We start from the raw sequence: 19,387 nt of genomic DNA on the forward strand, positions 1-19,387 counted from the left end.
CGCGACAGGCGGATCGGCGCGGTGTGCGGTGCGGGCATCGTGCCGGTTTGCTTGCCGGACCGCCGGCGCGATCCGGTTTCGCCGGCGTCGCCCGGGCCGGGGTGGGGGGCGTTCGGCCGGTGCGAGCCGGCCACGCCCGGGCCGGTTCGCCTTGAGATGACAGGCACGCCGGCTTTTCTTCCGCGGTTCATCTGACGAAATACTGGTTTCATACCAGTACTGTGCGACGCGGGCGCATTGCCATATACTGTATATCCATACAGTTGTGGGTGGCGTCATGCTCGCATCCTCCATTTCTCCCGAATCCCTTCATCCGTCGTTGTGGCGCGGCTCGCAGCTCGCGCGCGGCGGTCAGCGCACGATCGACACGGGCTTTGCGCCGTTGTCGGCCGAGCTGCCGGGCGGCGGCTGGCCGGTCGGCGGGCTCGTCGAACTGCTGGCAGCGCAGCCGGGCAGCGGCGAGATGCGGCTGCTCGCGCCGGCACTCGCGCGCACTGTTAGCGCGCGGCGTCCGCTGGCGCTCGTCGCGCCGCCGCAGTCGCCGCATGCGACCGCGCTCGCCAGTCTAGGCGTGCCGTCCGACGCGCTGCTGTGGCTGCGCACCGGCAACCGCGCCGATGCGTTGTGGGCCGCCGAGCAGGCGCTCAGGACGGGCTGCTGCGGTGCGCTGCTGCTCTGGCAGGACGCGCGCCCCGATGCGTTGCGGCGCCTGCATCTCGCGGCCGCGCGCACCGGCGACATGCTGTTCGTGATGCTGCGCCCGCTGTCGGCAGCACGCCAGCCGTCGCCGGCCGTGCTGCGCGTCGCGCTGTATCCGGTGCCGGGCGGCGTATCGCTCGACATCGTCAAGCGTCGCGGGCCCGCGCGCAGCGAGCCGCTTACGCTCGATTTGCCGTCGCCCATCGTGGAGAGCCGCTATGCGCGTCTTGCTCGGCATCCATCTGCCGCGCCTGCCGCTCGACGTGTGCGCCCCGCCGCCGTCTGACGCTGCGGCCGGCGATGCCGGCTGTGCGGTGCTCCAGCAGGGCGTCGTGCTGATTGCCGACGCGCCGGCGCGCGGGCAGGGCGTGCGTGCGGGCATGAAGCGCGGCGGCGTGCTGACGCTTGCGCCCGATACGCGGCTCGTCGAACGCGATCCCGCGCGCGAGACCGATGCGCTGCGCGCGGTCGCGCTCGCGTTGCTGCGTTTCTCGCCGTGCGTCGCGCTCGACGACGAAGCCACGCTGATCGTCGACGTCGGCCCGAGCCTGCGCCTGTTCGGCGGCCTGCCGTCGCTGTGCCGCCAGGTGCGCGCGACGCTCGCTGCGCTCGGTTATGCGGCGCGCTTGTCCGCCGCGCCGACCGGGCGCGGCGCGTGGCTGCTCGCACGCACGTCGGCGCGCGCCCGCATCCGGCGTCGCGTGGCCGCGCCGGCCTCGCTCGTTCGTGCGCTCGATCGCTTGCCGTGCGTGCTGTTGCCCGAGGCGCGCCCGTATGCGGGCTGGCTCGACGGCCTCGGTTGCCGCACGCTTGCCGATCTGCGTCGCCTGCCGCGCGCGGGGCTGCAGCGTCGTTGCGGCCCCGCGCTGCTGGCCGCGCTCGATCGCGCATACGGCGATGCGGTCGAACCGCTTGCGTGGATGGCGGTGCCGCCGGTGTTCGACGTGCGGCTCGAATTGCCGGAGCGCGTCGAATACGCGGAAGCCGTGCTGTTCGCCGCACGGCGGCTCGTCGTGCAGTTGTGCGGGTGGCTGGCCGCGCGACAGTTGTCGCTGGCCGCGATGACGTTCGATCTCGAGCACGAGCGCGGCCGCCAGGCCGTGCCGCCGACGCCGCTCGAACTCGCGTTCGCCGCGCCCGTGCGCGACGAGGCGCATTTCATGCGGCTGCTCGGCGAGCGGCTCGCGCGCGTCGAACTGCCGGCCGCGGTGATCGCGGTTCGGCTGAAGGCCACGCGCGTCGAATCGGTCGCGCCGCCGGCCGACGATCTCTTTCCGGAACCGGGCGGCACGAAAGAGACGCGAGCACGATTGTTCGAACTGCTTGTCGCGCGGCTTGGCGCGGACAACGTACTGCGCGCGGCGCCCGTCGCCGATTACCGCCCCGAGGCCGCGAACCGCTGGCTGCCGCTCGATGCGCAAGCGGGCAAGCCGGCTGGCGGGGCGCCCGCCGCGCCGCCGCGTCCCGCTTGGCTGCTGGCCGAGCCGCTGCCGTTGTTGATGCGCGGCGAGCGGCCGGTATTTCATACGCCGCTCAGGATGATGTCGTCGGCCGAGCGGATCGAAGCCGGGTGGTTCGACGGGCAGTTGGTCGCACGCGATTACCACGTCGCGCAGGACGAAGAGGGGGCGTGCTACTGGGTGTTCCTGGAGCGTTCGAGCAGCCAGGCCGTGCCGCGCTGGTTCCTGCACGGCCTGTTCGGGTGAGCGGCGATGGTTACGGAATTCAGTTGGCTGCCCGATTACGCGGAGTTGTTCTGCCGCTCGAACTTTTCGTTTCTGCATGGCGCGTCGCATGCGGAGGAACTGGTCGAGCGCGCGGCCGAGCTAGGCTATCGCGGGATCGCGATCACCGACGAATGCTCGCTCGCGGGCGCGCCGCGCATGCATGTCGCGGCGAAGGCGAAAGGGCTCCCGCTCGTCATCGGTTCGTATTTCGAAGTCACGCCGGATGAAGTCGCACCGGGCCACGATCCGGGCCCCGGCGCGTTCGGACTCGTGCTGCTCGCGCTGAACCGCGAAGGCTACGGCAACCTGTCCGAGCTGATCTCGTGGCGGCGGATGGCCGCACCGAAGGGCACCTACACGCTCACGTCGCGGATGCTGTCGGCACCGCCCGCGGAGTTTGCCCATCTGCGCGGCATGCCCGACTGCTTTGCGATCCTCGTACCCGCGTATCCGGTGCGCGCCGACGTACTCGATGCGCAGGTCGCGTGGTTTCGCACGACGTTCGGCGAACGTGCGCGGCTCGGGCTCGTGCAGCTGCAGCGTGCGCTGGACGGCGTGCAGCGCGACGAGATCCGCGCGGCCGGCGAGCGGCGTGGCGTGCGGATCGTCGCGCTCGGCGACGTGACGATGCACCGGCGCTCGTGCAAGGCACTGCAGGACGTGATGACGGCGATCCGGGTCGGGATGCCGGTTTCGGAGTGCGGCTACGTGCTCGCGCCGAATGCGGAGCAGCACTTGCGTTGGCGACAGCGCATCGGACAGTTGTATTCGGCGGGCGAGATCGCGGAGACATGTGCGATTCTCGATGCGTGCGATTTCGAACTCGGCGAGTTGAAGTATGAATATCCACTCGAACTTGTGCCGCGCGGACATACGCCAACCAGTTACTTGAGGCAGGAGACATGGGCTGGCGTAGCTCGACGCTATTGGAATGGTGTGCCGGCAAAAGTGGCAAAACAGATTCGGTATGAGCTTGCCCTGATCGAGAAACTGGAATACGAGCCGTTCTTCCTGACCGTCTACGACATCGTCAAATACGCGCGCAGCCAGAACATCCTGTGCCAGGGCCGCGGCTCGGCCGCGAACTCGGTCGTCTGCTACTGCCTCGGCATCACCGAGGTGAATCCGGATCAAAGCACGATGCTGTTCGAGCGTTTCATCAGCGCGGAACGCGGCGAGCCGCCCGATATCGACGTCGACTTCGAGCACCAGCGCCGGGAAGAAGTGATTCAGCATATCTACCGGAAATACGGCCAGGACCGCGCCGCACTCGCGGCGGCCGTGTCGACGTATCGTCCGCGCGGCGTGCTGCGCGAAACCGGCAAGGCGCTCGGCGTCGATCCGATGCTGGTCGACCGCGTCGCGAAGGGGCATCGCTGGTTCGACGGCAGTCGCGACCTGCTGCAGCAATTCGCGTCGACCGGACTCGATCCGGCGACGCCGATCATTCAGACATGGGCCGAACTGGCGGGGCGGCTGCTCAACTTCCCGCGTCACCTGTCGCAGCACTCGGGCGGTTTCGTGATCAGCCGCGGCAAGCTCACGCGGCTCGTGCCGGTCGAGAACGCGGCGATGGACGGGCGGCGCGTGATCCAGTGGGACAAGGACGATCTCGAAGCGCTCGGGCTGATGAAGGTCGACGTGCTCGCGCTCGGCATGCTGTCGGCGCTGCATCGCGCGTTCGACATGCGCACCGCGTGGCGCGGGCCGCCGTCGCCGGACGGCAAGCCGTTTACGCTGAAGCACATTCCGCAGGATGACGAAGCAACCTACGACATGATCTGCCGCGCCGATACGGTCGGCGTGTTCCAGATCGAATCGCGCGCGCAGATGTCGATGCTGCCGCGGCTGAGGCCGCGCAACTACTACGATCTCGTCGTCCAGGTGTCGATCGTGCGGCCCGGCCCGATCCAGGGCGGCGCGGTGCATCCGTATCTGAAGCGGCGCAGGATCGTCGCCGGCGAAGAAGCGGGCGAGGTCACGTACCCGAGCGACGCGCTCAAGGCCGTGCTCGAACGCACGCTCGGCGTGCCGATCTTCCAGGAGCAGGTGATGCAGATCGCGATCGTCGCGGCGGGCTTCACGCCCGGCGAGGCCGACGAATTGCGCCGGGCGATGGCCGCGTGGAAACGCAAGGGCAACCTCGAGAAGTATTACGACAAGATCGTCGACGGGATGCTCGAGCGCAACTACACGCGCGAATTCGCCGAGCAGATCTTCGAGCAGATCAAGGGCTTTGGCGAATACGGTTTCCCTGAGAGCCACGCGGCCAGCTTCGCGAAGCTCGCGTACGCGAGCAGTTGGCTCAAATGCCACGAACCGGCGATCTTCCTCGCCGCGCTGCTGAACAGCCAGCCGATGGGGTTCTACCCGCCGTCGCAACTCGTGCAGGACGCGAAGCGTCACCGTGTGAAGGTGCTGCCGATCGACGTCACGCGAAGCGGCTGGGAAGCGTCGCTCGAAGCGCTGCCGGGCCAGCCGCCACCGCGCGGCCAGCCGGCGGTGCGGCTCGGCCTGTCGCTCGTGCGCGGCCTCGGCGAAGCTGCCGCGCGGCGCATCGAGGCCGCGCGCGCAGACGGCCCGTTCGGGAACGTCGATACGCTCGCGCGTCGCGCGCGGCTCGAACGGCGCGATCTCGAAGCGCTCGCCGCCGCGAACGCGCTCGCGACGCTTGCCGGCCATCGCCGCGATGCGCTGTGGCAAGCCGTCGCCGCGGCGCCCGAACGCGACCTGCTCGCCGCCGCGCCGATCGACGAAGCGGAGAAACCCGCGCTTGGCGCGCCGTCGGAAGCCGACGACATCCTCGCCGACTACGACACCACCGGTCTCACGCTGAACCGCCACCCGGTCGCGCTGCTTCGGCCCGCGCTGCGCGCGCAGCGGCTGTTGTCCGCGGCCGAGCTGCGCGATCGTCCCGACGGCCGGCTCGCGCGCGCGTGCGGGATCGTGATCGCACGACAGATGCCGGGCACCGCGAAGGGCGTGATGTTCATGACGCTCGAGGACGAAACGGGCTGCGTGAACGTGATCGTGCGGCCCGAGCTGCTCGCGCGGCAGCGTCGCGAAACACTCGATTCGCGGCTGCTCGCGGCGTCGGGCGTGTGGCAGGTCGTCAGCGACGTGAGGCACCTCGTCGCGCAGCATTTCGAGGATCTGACGCCGTTGCTCGGCGGCCTGCGCACGTCGAGCCGCGAGTTCCATTGACGCAACGTGCCGGCACGCGTGCGGTTGCCGCGATTCATGCATACCAGTAGGCCGAACTGGTTCTATTCCGGTATCGTTTTAAGCCCGGTCAAACAGTCGAGTCCGGTGTCTGAACTGTCCCCTTGCATACCAATTCGGGTAAATCCCTATCCCGCATCATGTTGTAAACAAAGGCTTTACCGCTACTAAAACGCTTGCCGGGCAAGGCTTTCGGCGATTTTGGCACGGCTAATACCAGTTTGTTGACTGGTATTATTGTGGTTATATAATGCGTTCACTTTCGACGGTCCGAGATCATCGTCCGACACCTGGAGGCACATGGAAACCGGCTGGTCCGAACTGGCGCCCGATCCCGTCAACGACACGCCGCTGTATCTGCAGCTCGCCCGCAATCTGGCGAGCGCGATTCACGCTGGCGCGTGGCGAGCCGGAGAGGCGCTGGCGTCGGAGCGGTTGCTGTCGGTGTCGGTCGGCGTGTCGCGGATCACGGCGCGCCGTGCGCTCGCGCTGCTGGTCGAACAGGGGCTGATCAAGCGGGCGCGCGGTGCGGGCAGCTTCATCACGCCGCGTGTCGCCGATCCGCTGTCGCGTCTCGTCGGCTTCACCGCGAAGATGCAGCAGCGCGGCTTCAGGCCCGATTCGGTGTGGCTGTCGCGCAAGCTGCGCGCCGCGCGCCGCGACGAGATCACGCGGCTCGGTCTCGCGCCCGGCGCGACGGTTGCGCGGCTCGAACGGCTGCGTCGCGCGGACGGCATCGTGATGGCCGTCGAGCATTCGACGCTGCCGGCCGCGGTGGTGCCGGATCCGCAGGCGCTCGGCGCGTCGCTGTACGAATACCTCGAAGCGCGCGGGATGACCGTCGTGCGCGCGCTGCAGCACTTTCGCGCGGCCAATGCGACGCACGAGATCGCGAAGTGGATGGCGGTGAAGCCGGGCTCGGCCCTGCTGGTGATCACGCGCATCGGCTATGGCGCCGACCAGCGCGCGATCGAAGTGACCGAAACGTATTGCCGCGACGATTACTACGACTTCGTCGCCGAACTGAAACGCTGACGCGCGAGACTGCCCGCGCGCCACGCGCAAGAAACGCAACGGATTTGCAAATCGCGACGCGGATGTCCGCGTCACCAGATCATCAAGAGAAACGTCATGCTGACTGGAAATATCCTTACCCCCGACGGCTGGATTCACGGTTCGATCGATAGCGAGAACGGCCGCATCACCACGCTTGACGGCGCGCCCGCCGACCCGGCGAAGAACGACGCGCCGTACATCCTGCCCGGCTTCATCGACCTGCACGTGCACGGCGGCGGCGGCGCCGACGTGATGGAAGGCGGCGACGCGATCGAGACGATCGCGCGCACGCACGCGCAGTTCGGCACGACGAGCCTGCTCGCGACGACGATGACCGCGCCGCGCGACGAACTGATGGAAGTCGTCGCGAACCTCGGCACCGTCGCGCGCACCCGTACGCCGGGCGGCGCGCGCGTGCTCGGCGTGCACCTCGAAGGGCCGTACATCAATCCCGGCAAGCTCGGCGCGCAGCCCGACGCGGCCGTGTCGGCCGTGCTCGACGAAGTGTTGAAGTACCTGTCGATCGCGCCGATCCGCGTCGTCACGCTCGCACCGGAAATCGCCGGACACATCGAGATCATCGGCGAGATGGCCGCGCGCGGCGTGCGCGTGCAGCTCGGCCACTCGCTCGCGACCTACGACGACGCCGTCGCCGCGCTCAAGCACGGCGCGTGCGGCTTCACGCACCTGTTCAACGCGATGTCGCCGCTGCATCACCGCAACCCGGGCCTCGTCGGTGCCGCGCTCGCGCATGCCGAGTACGCGGAAATCATCCCCGATCTGCTGCACGTGCACCCCGGCGCGATTCGTGCGGCGCTGCGCGCGATCCCGCGCCTGTACGTCGTGACCGACAGCACGTCCGCCACCGGCATGCCCGACGGCGAATACCGGCTCGGCAGCCAGCACGTGACCAAGTGCCTCGGCGGCGTGCGGCTCGCCGACGGCACGCTCGCCGGCAGCACGCTGACGATGGACCAGGCGCTGCGCAACCTCGTGTCGATCGGCCTGCCGATCGCCGACGTGTCGAACCGGATGTCGCGCTATGCGGCCGACTACCTCGGCATCGCCGATCGCGGCCGCCTCGAGCGCGGCGCATGGGCCGACCTCGCGGTGTTCGATCGCGACCTGAACCTCACCGCGACCTACGTCGAAGGAGAATCGATTGTCGAATATGCTTAAGGAAGCGCGCGAGTCCGCCCAGGTTGTCGCCGCGCAACTCGCCGACACCACGCGCGTCGAAGCGCTCGCCGGCCAACTGCTCGATCACCCGCCGGCCGTCGCGCTGACGGTCGCGCGCGGCAGCTCGGATCACGCCGCCAGTTATTTCGCGAGCCTGACGATGAGCCGCCTCGGCGTGCCCGTCGCGTCGCTGCCGATGTCGGTCGCGACGCTGCAGCAGGCGCCGCTGAAGGTGCAGGACCAGCTCGCGATCGCGTTCTCCCAGTCGGGCAAGAGCCCCGATCTCGTCAACACGATGGCTGCGCTGCGCGAAGCCGGCGCGCGTACCGTCGCCGCCGTGAACGTGTTGCCGTCGCCGCTCGCCGATGCGTGCGAGCACTCGTTGCCGTTGCTGGCCGGTCCCGAACTGTCGGTCGCCGCGACCAAGAGCTATATCGCGATGCTGTCGGCGTCCGCGCAGATCGTCGCGTACTGGCAGCGCGACGCCGCGCTGATGACCGCACTGCGCGGCCTGCCCGACGTGCTCGCGCAAGCCGGCCAGCTCGACTGGTCGCCGGCCGTCGCCGCGCTCGCGGGTATCGAACGGATGATCGTGATCGGCCGCGGCCTCGGCCTTGCGATCGCGCAGGAAGCCGCGCTTAAGCTGAAGGAAACCTCGGGCATCCAGGCCGAGGCGTTCTCGAGCGCCGAAGTCCGTCATGGCCCGATGGAGCTGATCGACCGCGACTATCCGCTGCTCGTGTTCGCACCTCCGGGGCCCGAGCAGGCAGGGCTGCTGCAGCTCGCGCAGGACATGCGCGCACGCGGCGCGGCCGTGTTGCTCGCGGCGCCCGCCGGCACGCCAGGCGCGACCTTGCCGCTCGCGCAGTCCGCCCATTCGGCGCTCGACCCGATCGCCGCCATTCTTTCGTTCTACGTAATGGCGGCGGATCTCGCCGTCGCGCGCGGCCGCAATCCCGACACGCCGCGCCACCTGAACAAAGTCACCGAAACGCACTGATAGCCGAGACAGCCGATGAGACGCGCCGAGGAGTCCCAGTTGAAGAGTTCCACCCATGATCAGATCGTTCTGCTTGCCCCGCTGACGGGGCCGATCGTTGCGCTGGCCGACGTGCCCGATCCGGTGTTCTCCGGCGGGATGTTCGGCGACGGCATCGGCATCGATCCGCTCGCGGGCAAGCTCGTCGCGCCGTGCGCCGGCGTCGTGTCGCATCTCGCGCGCACCGGCCACGCCGTGACGATCACGACGCCGCAAGGCGCGGAAGTGCTGCTGCACATCGGCATCGACACGGTCGAGCTGAACGGGCAGGGCTTCACGGCGCACGTCGAAGCCGGCGCGCGTGTCGACGCGGGCGACCTGCTGATCGAGTTCGACCAGGACGCGGTCGCGCGCAGCGCGCATTCGCTGGTGTCGGTGATCGCGGTCGCGAACTCCGACGCGTTCGACGTCGTCGAGCGCGCGTGCGGTTTCGCGACGGCCGGCAAGACGCCGCTGCTCACGCTGCGCAGCAAGGGCGCAGCCGCTGCACAGGCGGCGCAGGTCGGTGCGGCGGCGATGAACGAAGTGCGCCGCGAGATCGTGCTGACGCAGCCGGGCGGCCTGCATGCGCGGCCGGCCGCGCGGGCGCGCGAAGCCGCGCGCGGGCTCGACGCGCACGTCGAAGTGCATTTCGACGGTCGCAAGGCGTCGATCGAAAGCGTGGTCGGCCTGCTCGGTCTCGGCGCCGGCGAACGTGCGACCGTCGAGCTCGTCGGTCGCGGTGCGCACGCGCAACAGGCGGTCGATGCGATCGCGAACGAACTGCTGCGCGAAGCGCACGGCGAGGCCGAGGAGAAGCCGGCCCGGCTGCGCTCGCCCGCGCCGCAGGCTATCGTGCGCAACACCGGCGCGCCCCTCGACCCGAACACGCTCGCGGGCGTATGCGCGGCGCCCGGCATAGCGGTCGGCACGCTGGTGCGTCTCGACGATGCCGACATCGTGCCGCCCGAACAGGCGGCCGGCACGCCTGCTGCTGAAAGCCGCCACCTCGACCAGGCGCTGAAGGCGGTCGACGCCGAGCTCGACGAAACGGTGCGCAACGCGTCCGCGCGCGGCGCGGTCGGCGAGGCGGGGATCTTCGCGGTGCATCGCGTATTGCTCGAAGACCCGACGCTCGTCGACGCGGCGCGCGACCAGATCAGCCTCGGCAAGAGCGCGGGCTTCGCATGGCGCGCGACCATCCGCGCGCAGATCGACACGCTGTCGAAGCTCGACGACACGCTGCTCGCCGAGCGCGCGGCCGACCTGCGCGACATCGAAAAGCGCGTGCTGCGCGCACTCGGCCATACGAGCGGTGCGACGCGCACGCTGCCCGACGAAGCCGTGCTCGCCGCCGAGGAATTCACGCCGTCCGACCTGTCGTCGCTCGATCGCCAGCGCGTGACCGCGCTCGTGATGGCGCGCGGCGGTGCGACCTCGCATGCGGCGATCATCGCGCGTCAGCTCGGCATCCCCGCGCTCGTCGCGGTCGGCGATGCGTTGTACGCGATTCCGGACGGCACGCAGGTCGTCGTCGATGCGAGCGCGGGCCGTCTCGAACACGCGCCGACCGCGCTCGACGTCGAGCGCGCCCGGCACGAACGCCAGCGTCTGGACGGCGTGCGCGAAGCGAACCGGCGGATGGCCGGCGCGGCCGCGGCGACCACCGACGGCCGCGCGATCGAGATCGCCGCGAACATCGCGACGCTCGACGACGCGAACACCGCGGTCGACAACGGCGCGGACGCGGTCGGCCTGCTGCGCACCGAGCTGATGTTCATCCATCGCCAGGCGGCGCCCACCGTCGTCGAACACCAGCAGAGCTACCAGTCGATCGTCGACGCGCTGCAGGGCCGCACCGCGATCATCCGCACGCTCGACGTCGGCGCCGACAAGGAGGTCGATTACCTGACGCTGCCGCCCGAACCGAACCCGGCGCTCGGCCTGCGCGGCATCCGCCTCGCGCAGGTGCGCCCGGACCTGCTCGACGATCAGCTGCAGGGCCTGCTCGCGGTGAAGCCGTTCGGCGCGGTGCGCATCCTGCTGCCGATGGTGACGGACGCGGGCGAGCTCGTGCGGCTCAGGAAGCGCATCGACGAATTCGCGCAGGCGCAGGGCCGCACCGAGCGGATCGAGGTCGGCGTGATGATCGAGGTGCCGTCGGCTGCGCTGCTGGCCGACCAGCTCGCGCAGCACGCGGATTTCCTGTCGATCGGCACCAACGACCTCACGCAGTACACGCTCGCGATGGACCGCTGCCAGGCCGATCTCGCCGCGCAGTCCGACGGTCTGCATCCGGCCGTGCTGCGCCTGATCGACATCGCGGTGCGCGGCGCGGAAAAGCACGGCAAGTGGGTCGGCGTGTGCGGCGCGCTGGGCGGCGATCCGCTCGCGGTGCCGATCCTCATCGGGCTCGGCGTGACCGAACTGTCGGTCGACCCGGTATCGGTGCCGGGCATCAAGGCGCGCGTGCGCCGTCTCGATTACCAGCTGTGTCGCCAGCGTGCGCAGGATCTGCTCGCACTCGACTCGGCACAGGCGGTAAGGGCAGCAAGCCGCGAAGTCTGGCCGCTCGACTGAACGTCGACGGCGGGCGCGCGACCCGTTTCACTACGAAAGCAATTAGGTCAACGACGATTAATGACGAGACATGGATTGGAGGACTGAATGGACGGGAATCCGTTTCTGAAAATACAGGGTCTGGGCCGGGCCCTGATGCTACCGATCGCGGTGTTGCCGGTCGCCGGCATCCTGCTGCGACTCGGGCAGCCGGATGTGTTCAACATCAAGATGATCGCCGACGCCGGCGGCGCGATCTTCGACAACCTGCCGCTCCTGTTCGCGATCGGCGTGGCGGTCGGTTTCGCGAAGGACAATAACGGCGTGGCGGCACTCGCGGGCGCGATCGGCTACCTGATCGAAACCGCGATCATGAAGGATATCGATCCCAAGCTGAACATGGGCGTGTTGTCCGGGATCATCGCGGGCGTGGTCGCGGGCTTGCTGTACAACCGCTACAAGGACATCAAGCTGCCCGACTACCTCGCGTTCTTCGGCGGCAAGCGGTTCGTGCCGATCATCACGGGCCTGGTGTGCGTGATACTGGGCATCGTGTTCGGATACGTGTGGCAACCGATCCAGCATGCGATCGACGCGGCCGGTCAGTGGCTGACGACGGCGGGCGCGATCGGTGCGTTCGTGTTCGGCTTCCTGAACCGCCTGCTGCTCGTCACGGGCCTGCACCACATCATCAACTCGCTCGCCTGGTTCGTGTTCGGCAACTTCACGCCGCCCGGCGGCGGCGAGATCGTGCACGGCGACCTGCACCGCTTCTTCGCGGGCGATCCGACCGCGGGCACCTTCATGGCGGGCTTCTTCCCGATCATGATGTTCGGCCTGCCGGCCGCGTGTCTCGCGATGCTGCACGAAGCGCCGAAGGAGCGCCGCGCGATGGTCGGCGGCCTGCTGTTCTCGATGGCGCTCACGTCGTTCCTGACCGGCGTGACCGAGCCGATCGAATTCAGCTTCATGTTCCTCGCGCCGGTGCTGTACGTGATCCACGCGGTGCTCACGGGGCTGTCGCTCGCGATCTGCCAGATCCTCGACGTGAAGCTCGGCTTCACGTTCTCGGCCGGCGCGATCGACTACGTGCTGAACTACGGGCTGTCGACGAAGGGCTGGATCGCGATTCCGCTCGGCATCGCGTATGGCGTCGCGTACTACGGGCTGTTCCGCTTCTTCATCCGCAAGTTCAACATGGCGACGCCGGGCCGCGAGCCGGCGTCGGCCGATGCGGCGACCGAGTCGTATGCGACGGGTGGTGTCGTCGCACCGGCGGCCGGTGCTGCCGCGGCAGCGCCGCGCGCGCAGCGCTACATCGCCGCGCTCGGCGGGGCGGGCAACCTGACGGTCGTCGACGCATGCACGACGCGTCTGCGGTTGACCGTCGTCGATCCTGAGAAGGTGTCGGAGCCGCAACTGAAGTCGATCGGCGCGCGCGGCGTGCTCAAGCGCGGCGGCAACAGCGTGCAGGTGATCATCGGGCCCGAAGCCGACATCATTGCCGACGAAATGCGCTCGGCCATCGGCAGCGGCGCGACCGGCGCAGCGGCGACCGCCACGGCCGCCGCCGCGCAGCCGGTCACGGGCGCGGCGGCCGGTCCGCTCGATCCCGATCCGGTGCGCTGGCTCGCCGTGTTCGGCGGAGCGACCAACGTCGCATCGCTCGACGCGATCGCGACCACGCGCCTGCGTGTCGTCGTGCGCGATGCGTCGGCGGTCGATCGGGATCGCCTCGGCGAGCTCGACGTCGCATGGGTGTCGACGGATACGTTCCACATCGTGTGCGGCAACGCGGCCGCGCGCTATGCCGAACAGCTCGGCGCGCGTCTGCCGTCGACGGGCGGCGGCGCGGTCGCGCAACCGGCCTGATGCGAACCACGACGATGACGCCGGCCTGACCCGCGCTGCGGAATCGGGCTGGTCGACAAAACGAAACGGCTTGCGAATCGCATCGCAAGCCGTTTTTCTTTGGTGCGGTGCCCGGACGAAAAAACTCGCGCGAAGGAGGTTCGTTCCGGCGGGCGGCAGCGGAGCGGAGCGAGCCGCCCCGCACATCGATCAGTCGCGCCGGGCGCGCACCGGCGCTTCCGGCGACTTCTGCCGCGCTTCGAGCCACATCGCGTTGACGATGCCGAACGACAGCGCGACGCCGATACCGAGAATCCAGCTGAAATACCACATGATCCGACTCCTTGCGAAACGGGACGGCGGGGCGCTTGCGCGCCCCGGCCGGGTTCAATACATCGAGTGCGTGTTCTCTTCGAGCGTCTGGCGCGTGACCTTGCCGCGCATCACGCGGTAGACCCAGCTCGTGTAGATCAGGATGATCGGCAGGAACACGATCACCGCGAACAGCATCACCTGCAGCGTCTTCTGACTCGACGTCGAATCCCACACGGTCAGGCTGCTGCGCGGATCGAGCGACGACGGCATGATGAACGGGAACATCGAGAAGCCCGCGGTCAGGATCACGCCGGCGATCATCAGGCCGGTGCAGAAGAACGCCGTCTTTTCCTGCTTCGAGCCGGCAAGCAGCAGCGCGAGCAGGCCGCCGGCGATGCCGACCACCGGCGCCGCGATCATCCACGGATATTCGCCGTAGTTCGCGAGCCACAGCCCCGCGCCGGCGGCGACGTCCTTCAGCAGCGGGTTCGCGACCGTATCGTTCGGCGCCGCGTGCGTGATGTGGAAGCCGCCGATCGTCGATGCGACCAGCACGCCGGCCAGCACGAACAGCACGACCGCGAGGAGCGAGAACACGCGCAGCGCGATCGACGCGCGGCGGGCGATCACGCCGTCGGTCTTCATCTTGATGAACGCGGCGCCGTGCGCGACGAGCATCGTGAGGCTGACGAGCCCGCAGAGCAGCGCGAACGGATTCAGCAGCGCCCAGAAGCTGCCGTAATAGGTCACGCGCAGGTCGCTGTCGAACTGGAACGGCACGCCCTGCAGCAGGTTGCCGAACGCGACGCCGAACACCAGCGCCGGCACGAAGCCGCCGACGAACAGGCCCCAGTCCCAGCCGGCGCGCCAGCGCGGATCAGGGCGCTTGCTGCGATAGTCGAAGCCGACCGGCCGGAAGAACAGCGCGAACAGCACGAGCAGCATCGCGAAGTAGAAGCCGGAGAACGACGCGGCGTAGACGAGCGGCCACGCGGCGAACATCGCGCCGCCGGCCGTGATCAGCCACACCTGGTTGCCTTCCCACGTCGCGCCGACGGTGTTGACGATGATGCGGCGCTCGTCGTCGGTCTTGCCGAGGAACGGCAGCAGCGCGGTCGCGCCCATGTCGAAGCCGTCGGTGACGGCGAAGCCGATCAGCAGCACGCCGACGAGCAGCCACCAGATCAGCTTGAGAGTTGCATAGTCCATAGCGATTCCTTGTTCCGTTGCAGGGGCGTGCTCAAACCGCGGCGCGCTCGCCGGCAGCGGCGAGTTCGTGGTGATAGCGGCCGGTGTGCAGCGACGAAGGGCCGAGGCGTGCGTACTTGAACATCAGCTTGATTTCGATGACGAACAGCACCGTGTAGAACGCGATGAAACCGGCGAGGCTCAGGTACAGGTCCGTGGGCGTCAGGCTCGACGCGGACAGATGCGTCGGCAGGATGCCCGCGATCGTCCAGGGCTGGCGGCCGAGCTCGGCGACGACCCAGCCGAATTCCGCAGCGAGCCACGGCAGAGGAATCGCCCACACCGCATAGCGCAGGAACCAGCGGCGGTTGTCCTGCAGCAGTTGGCGGCGCGCGCAGAACCAGAACGCGGCGACGAAGGTCGCGAGGAACAGGAAACCGAGGAACACCATGATCCGGAACGAGAAGAATACGGGCGCGACCGGCGGGATCGTCTTCCTCGCGGCGGCCTTGATCTGCTCGGGCGTCGCATCGACCACGTTCGGCGTGAACTGCTTGAGCATCAGCCCGTAGCCGAGATACTGCTTGTGCTGATCGAACAGTTCGCGCGTGACAGCGCTCGTGTCGCCTTCCTTCATCTTCTGCAGCGCGCCGTACGCGACCATCCCGCTCTGGATGTGCTCCTCGCTGTGCTTCGCGAGTTCGCGCAGGCCGACCACGGGTTCGTCGATCGAGCGCGTCGCGATCAGGCCGAGCGCGTACGGAATCTTGATCGCGTAGTCGGTACGCTGTTCTTCCTGGTTCGGAAGGCCGATCAGTGTGAACGAGGCGGGTGCCGGCTGCGTTTCCCATTCGGACTCGATCGCGGCGAGCTTCATCTTCTGCACTTCGCCGGTCGTGTAGCCCGACTCGTCGCCGAGCACGATCACGCAGAGCGTCGACGCGAGGCCGAAGCCGGCCGCGACCGCGAACGAGCGCAGCGCGAAATCGGTGTCGCGCTTTTTCAGCAGGTACCACGACGAGATGCCGAGCACGAACATCGCGGCCGTCACGTAGCCGGCCGACACCGTGTGCACGAATTTCACCTGTGCGACCGGGTTGAACAGCACGTCGAACAGGTTCGTCAGCTCCATGCGCATCGTCTGATAGTTGAACTCGGCGCCGACCGGATTGTTCATCCAGCCGTTCGCGACGAGGATCCACAGCGCGGACAGGTTCGAGCCCAGCGCGACGAGGAACGTGACGATCAGGTGCTTGACCTTCGACAGGCGGTTCCAGCCGAAGAAGAACAGGCCGACGAACGTCGATTCGAGGAAGAACGCCATCAGGCCTTCGACCGCGAGCGGCACGCCGAAGATGTCGCCGACGTAGTGCGAGTAGTACGACCAGTTCGTGCCGAACTGGAATTCGAGCGTGATGCCGGTCGTCACGCCCATCGCGAAGTTGATTCCGAACAGCTTGCCCCAGAACTGGGTCATGTCCTTGTAGACCTGCTTGCCGGTCATCACGTAGACGGCTTCCATGATGACGAGCAGCCAGGACAGGCCGAGCGTCAGCGGCACGAACAGGAAGTGGTAGAGCGCCGTGATGCCGAACTGCAGACGCGACAGATCGACGACTTCGCTACTTATCATGGTGGTCTCCCTCGGTAGAGGCGGGCGCCGGCACCGAAAGCAGTCTTTCGGCGACGACAGCAGGCGGCAGCGACATGTGCTCGGCCTGCGGATGATTGAAGAATGCGTATTTGAGCGACATCAGGAGGATCAGCTTGACGATCAGCACCAGCGTGATGTCGCGCACGAGCGTGGGTCCGCGGGCCCACGCGGCGATGCGGGCGCGCCAGCCGATCGCACCGGCGGCCGGCGGGGGAGGCGGCGCAGGCTCTTTATTGATCGAGATCAAGGCGATAATCCTGAATCGATTTACGTCGGTTTTGGGGCGACTTTACGTCGGATTTATGACGGCAGTGAAGCTCTGTTATTAATCCTTTTATGCCGACATGCCAATTTTAAAATGCCGGCTTTCCGATGCCGAGTGCTGCGCTGCGGCAGACCGTCGCGAATTGAGGGTAAAAACTTGAGTTAGATCAAGGTTATGCGGAAGGGGGCGCAAGCCGCCCAATACCCGATCAATAAGGTCGATTAATAGGTGACGCGACTGGCGGGCAAACAGGCGAAAAAAAACCGCTGCCGGAGGGGCAGCGGTTTGGGGGGGAAGCGCTCTGAATCGCCGGGCTTTACGCGTATTCGGCGAGTGCGGTGCGCATCTTTTTCATCGCGCTCGCTTCGATCTGGCGGATGCGTTCTGCGGACACACCGAATTCGGCGGCGAGATCGTGCAGCGTCGAGCCGCCTGAGCCATCGTCGTCGACATTCAGCCAGCGCGCCTCGATGATCCGGCGACTGCGCGCGTCGAGCGCGTCGAGCGCCTGCGAGATGCCGTCAGTCTGCAGCATGTCGCGCTGACGCGCCGCCAGCACGGCGGTCGGCTCGTTGTGCGAATCGGCCAGATAGGCGATCGGCGCGTACGACTCCTCGCCGTCCTCGACTTGCCCTTCGAGCGCGATGTCGCCGCCCGACAGGCGTGTTTCCATCTCGGTCACGTCCTCACGCTTGACGTTGAGTTCCTGCGCGAGGCCGTCGATTTCCTCGGGCGTCATCGCCTGCAGGCCCTTCTTGTGGCTGCGCAGGTTGAAGAACAGCTTGCGCTGCGCCTTCGTCGTCGCGACCTTTACCGTACGCCAGTTGCGCAGGATGTACTCGTGGATCTCGGCCTTGATCCAGTGGATCGCGTACGACACCAGGCGCACGTTTTGCGCCGGGTCGAAACGCTTCACGGCCTTCATCAGGCCGATGTTCCCTTCCTGGATCAGGTCGCCATGCGGCAGCCCGTAGCCGAGATAGTTACGGGCGATCGACACGACGAGCCGGAGGTGCGACAGCACCAGGCGGCGTGCCGAGTCGAGATTGTTGTTGTCGCGGAATTCGGTTGCGTACTGGCGTTCTTCTTCAGCGGTCAGCAGCGGGATGCGGTTGACGGCCTGGATATACGCGTCGATGTTGCCAAGCTGGCCCGGCAACATCGATTGAGTTGCGAGCGCCAGCGAGCCTGCCGATTCGGCCTTGGCCGGCGTCGGGCTCAGGGTATTCGGAAGGGTCAAAGCGTGGCTCACTAAAAAACTCCTTTGGAATCAGGGACAAACCCCTGGTCTCGGATGAGACTCCGAGGGCAATCTTAGCACTCCCGCAATCCGAGTGCTAATTCCTTAGAGCGCACGTGGGCATCGGAGTTCCCAGTTTTCTATCGAAGTAGTCGAGTCGATAGTCTAGAGTGCGACCGGGGAGATGCGGAGAAGTTCCGTAAGCCGTTGTTTCTGAGGGGAATCAGCAGACGGTTTCGATTTTTGTAGTTTTAGAAGCAAACCATTTCGCTTCGTGATGCCGATCCGGAAAGTCCTTTACCATACCATTCAGTTCGCTCGGGCCCGGCCGCTGCGGCAGGCTCCATTCAACCCAAAAAGTTGGAGTGTCAGATGAACAATAAAAAGAATCGCCGGCCTCGCAGCCGGTTTGCGCTGCATGCGATGCTCGCCGCGTCATTGCTTGGCGGATCGACGGCAGCATTCGCGGATCGGTGGGGGATCCAGGCGGGCGGCGGGTTTTCCGATCGTCACGGGATCGACAAGGGCGATCTCGGCGTGGTCTGGGATCCGGGCTGGAACTGGTGGGAAATCGGCGGCTGGCACTTCGCGTTCGTGGTCGAAGGACATGCGGGCTACTGGCACACGGGCGGCAACGTCCACAGCAGCATCGGGGAATTCGGCGTGACGCCGATGTTCCGTTTCATCAAGAGCGCGGGGGAGATACGGCCGTACATCGAGGCCGGCGGCGGCCTCCGGCTGCTGACGCATCCGACGATCTCGAACAATTTCTCGGTGTCGACCGCGTTCCAGTTCGCGCCGACCGCGGGGGTGGGCGTGCAGTTCGGCCAACGGCAACAGTATCAGGTTGGCTACCGTTTCGAACATGTGTCTAACGCGGGTATCAAAGAGCCGAATCCTGGTATAAATTTCCACCAGTTCTACGTGCAGTACAACTTCTGATCCGTACTACGCCCGCACGGCGGGCGCGTTGCCGAGGAGTCAGGCGATGGCGAAGGTGGTCGATGCGATCCGCGCGCTCGAGCGCGATCGGTTCCGGGCGATGGTGGACGGGGACGGCGAAGCGCTCGATGCGCAATTGTCGGACAAGGTGTTCTTCGTGCACACCAACGGCAAACGCGAAACCAAGCAGCAGTTCATCGACGCCATCGTCGCCGGCCGCCGCCGCTATCGCCAGATCGAAATCCAGTCGCAGGATCTGCTGCCGGTCGGCGACGCAACCTGCATCGTTACGGGGCGCGCGCTGATCGAGATGGAAACGAACAACGGCGGGCTCGTCTTCCCGATTGCCTATACTGCCGTCCACACCCACGAGCAGGGCCACTGGCGCCTGCTGGCGTGGCAGGCGACGCGATGTGCGACCGAGACGTGAGCGCAGGTAGCGCCCGTTTTCATGTCCCGACCGAAGCGGCCT

At 67.3% G+C, this 19,387-nt stretch carries 15 protein-coding genes; 10 read left to right on the forward strand and 5 right to left on the reverse strand.

Annotated elements, in window-relative coordinates:
* Positions 1 to 277 precede the first annotated feature (277 nt).
* From imuA to nagE, 8 genes are all read left to right on the forward strand, one after another.
* A complete protein-coding gene (gene imuA, locus DIE13_RS14685) occupies positions 278 to 985 on the forward strand; it encodes a translesion DNA synthesis-associated protein ImuA (RefSeq protein ID WP_124827868.1) in 708 nt (235 codons plus the stop codon).
* Positions 918 to 2,405 (forward strand): DNA polymerase Y family protein, encoded by a 1,488-nt coding sequence (locus tag DIE13_RS14690; protein WP_124827869.1) that lies wholly within the window; start codon positions 918 to 920, stop codon positions 2,403 to 2,405. The genes imuA and DIE13_RS14690 overlap by 68 nt, the downstream gene beginning before the upstream one ends.
* Positions 2,406 to 2,411: 6 nt before the next feature.
* Positions 2,412 to 5,630, forward strand: coding sequence for an error-prone DNA polymerase (locus DIE13_RS14695; protein WP_124827870.1), 3,219 nt, complete (start codon positions 2,412 to 2,414; stop codon positions 5,628 to 5,630).
* Positions 5,631 to 5,948: 318 nt separating this feature from the next.
* The gene (locus tag DIE13_RS14700; protein ID WP_124827871.1) at positions 5,949 to 6,683 is read left to right on the forward strand and encodes a GntR family transcriptional regulator; all 735 of its coding nucleotides are present in this window, start codon (positions 5,949 to 5,951) and stop codon (positions 6,681 to 6,683) included.
* 96 nt (positions 6,684 to 6,779) lie between these two features.
* Entirely contained in the window at positions 6,780 to 7,883 is a 1,104-nt protein-coding gene (gene nagA, locus DIE13_RS14705) for an N-acetylglucosamine-6-phosphate deacetylase (protein WP_124827872.1), read from the forward strand.
* Positions 7,876 to 8,883 carry an SIS domain-containing protein gene (locus tag DIE13_RS14710; RefSeq protein ID WP_124827914.1) on the forward strand — a complete coding sequence of 336 codons (1,008 nt, stop codon included), beginning with the start codon at positions 7,876 to 7,878 and terminating at the stop codon, positions 8,881 to 8,883. Before nagA ends, DIE13_RS14710 begins: the two co-directional genes overlap by 8 nt.
* 15 nt (positions 8,884 to 8,898) lie before the next feature.
* Positions 8,899 to 11,481, forward strand: coding sequence for a phosphoenolpyruvate--protein phosphotransferase (gene ptsP / locus DIE13_RS14715; protein WP_124827873.1), 2,583 nt, complete (start codon positions 8,899 to 8,901; stop codon positions 11,479 to 11,481).
* A gap of 87 nt (positions 11,482 to 11,568) precedes the next feature.
* The gene (gene nagE / locus DIE13_RS14720) at positions 11,569 to 13,332 is read left to right on the forward strand and encodes an N-acetylglucosamine-specific PTS transporter subunit IIBC (RefSeq protein WP_124827874.1); all 1,764 of its coding nucleotides are present in this window, start codon (positions 11,569 to 11,571) and stop codon (positions 13,330 to 13,332) included.
* 189 nt (positions 13,333 to 13,521) lie between these two features.
* Here the strand turns inward: nagE and cydX are convergent, their stop codons facing one another.
* The 5 genes from cydX to rpoH all read right to left on the reverse strand — a co-directional run bounded on the left by cydX (position 13,522) and on the right by rpoH (position 17,985).
* Positions 13,522 to 13,644: a cytochrome bd-I oxidase subunit CydX gene (gene cydX, locus DIE13_RS14725; RefSeq protein ID WP_014895987.1), complete on the reverse strand. Its 123-nt coding sequence runs from the start codon at positions 13,642 to 13,644 to the stop codon at positions 13,522 to 13,524.
* 54 nt (positions 13,645 to 13,698) lie between these two features.
* Positions 13,699 to 14,835, reverse strand: coding sequence for a cytochrome d ubiquinol oxidase subunit II (gene cydB / locus DIE13_RS14730; RefSeq protein ID WP_124827875.1), 1,137 nt, complete (start codon positions 14,833 to 14,835; stop codon positions 13,699 to 13,701).
* A gap of 31 nt (positions 14,836 to 14,866) precedes the next feature.
* Positions 14,867 to 16,447, reverse strand: coding sequence for a cytochrome ubiquinol oxidase subunit I (locus tag DIE13_RS14735; protein ID WP_124827876.1), 1,581 nt, complete (start codon positions 16,445 to 16,447; stop codon positions 14,867 to 14,869).
* On the reverse strand, positions 16,437 to 16,715 hold the full coding sequence (cydP, locus tag DIE13_RS14740; protein WP_098550538.1) for a cytochrome oxidase putative small subunit CydP: 279 nt from the start codon (positions 16,713 to 16,715) through the stop codon (positions 16,437 to 16,439). Before cydP ends, DIE13_RS14735 begins: the two co-directional genes overlap by 11 nt.
* 334 nt (positions 16,716 to 17,049) lie before the next feature.
* Positions 17,050 to 17,985 carry an RNA polymerase sigma factor RpoH gene (gene rpoH / locus DIE13_RS14745; RefSeq protein WP_124827877.1) on the reverse strand — a complete coding sequence of 312 codons (936 nt, stop codon included), beginning with the start codon at positions 17,983 to 17,985 and terminating at the stop codon, positions 17,050 to 17,052.
* 360 nt (positions 17,986 to 18,345) lie between these two features.
* Here rpoH and DIE13_RS14755 point away from each other — a divergent pair, with 360 nt between their 5' ends.
* Both DIE13_RS14755 and DIE13_RS14760 read left to right on the forward strand, forming a co-directional pair.
* Positions 18,346 to 18,915 (forward strand): acyloxyacyl hydrolase, encoded by a 570-nt coding sequence (locus DIE13_RS14755; RefSeq protein WP_124827879.1) that lies wholly within the window; start codon positions 18,346 to 18,348, stop codon positions 18,913 to 18,915.
* A gap of 46 nt (positions 18,916 to 18,961) precedes the next feature.
* Positions 18,962 to 19,345: a nuclear transport factor 2 family protein gene (locus DIE13_RS14760; RefSeq protein WP_124827880.1), complete on the forward strand. Its 384-nt coding sequence runs from the start codon at positions 18,962 to 18,964 to the stop codon at positions 19,343 to 19,345.
* Positions 19,346 to 19,387 lie beyond the last annotated feature (42 nt).

Origin of the sequence: Burkholderia sp. Bp9016 (assembly GCF_003857765.1) — a bacterium.
Lineage (GTDB): Bacteria > Pseudomonadota > Gammaproteobacteria > Burkholderiales > Burkholderiaceae > Burkholderia.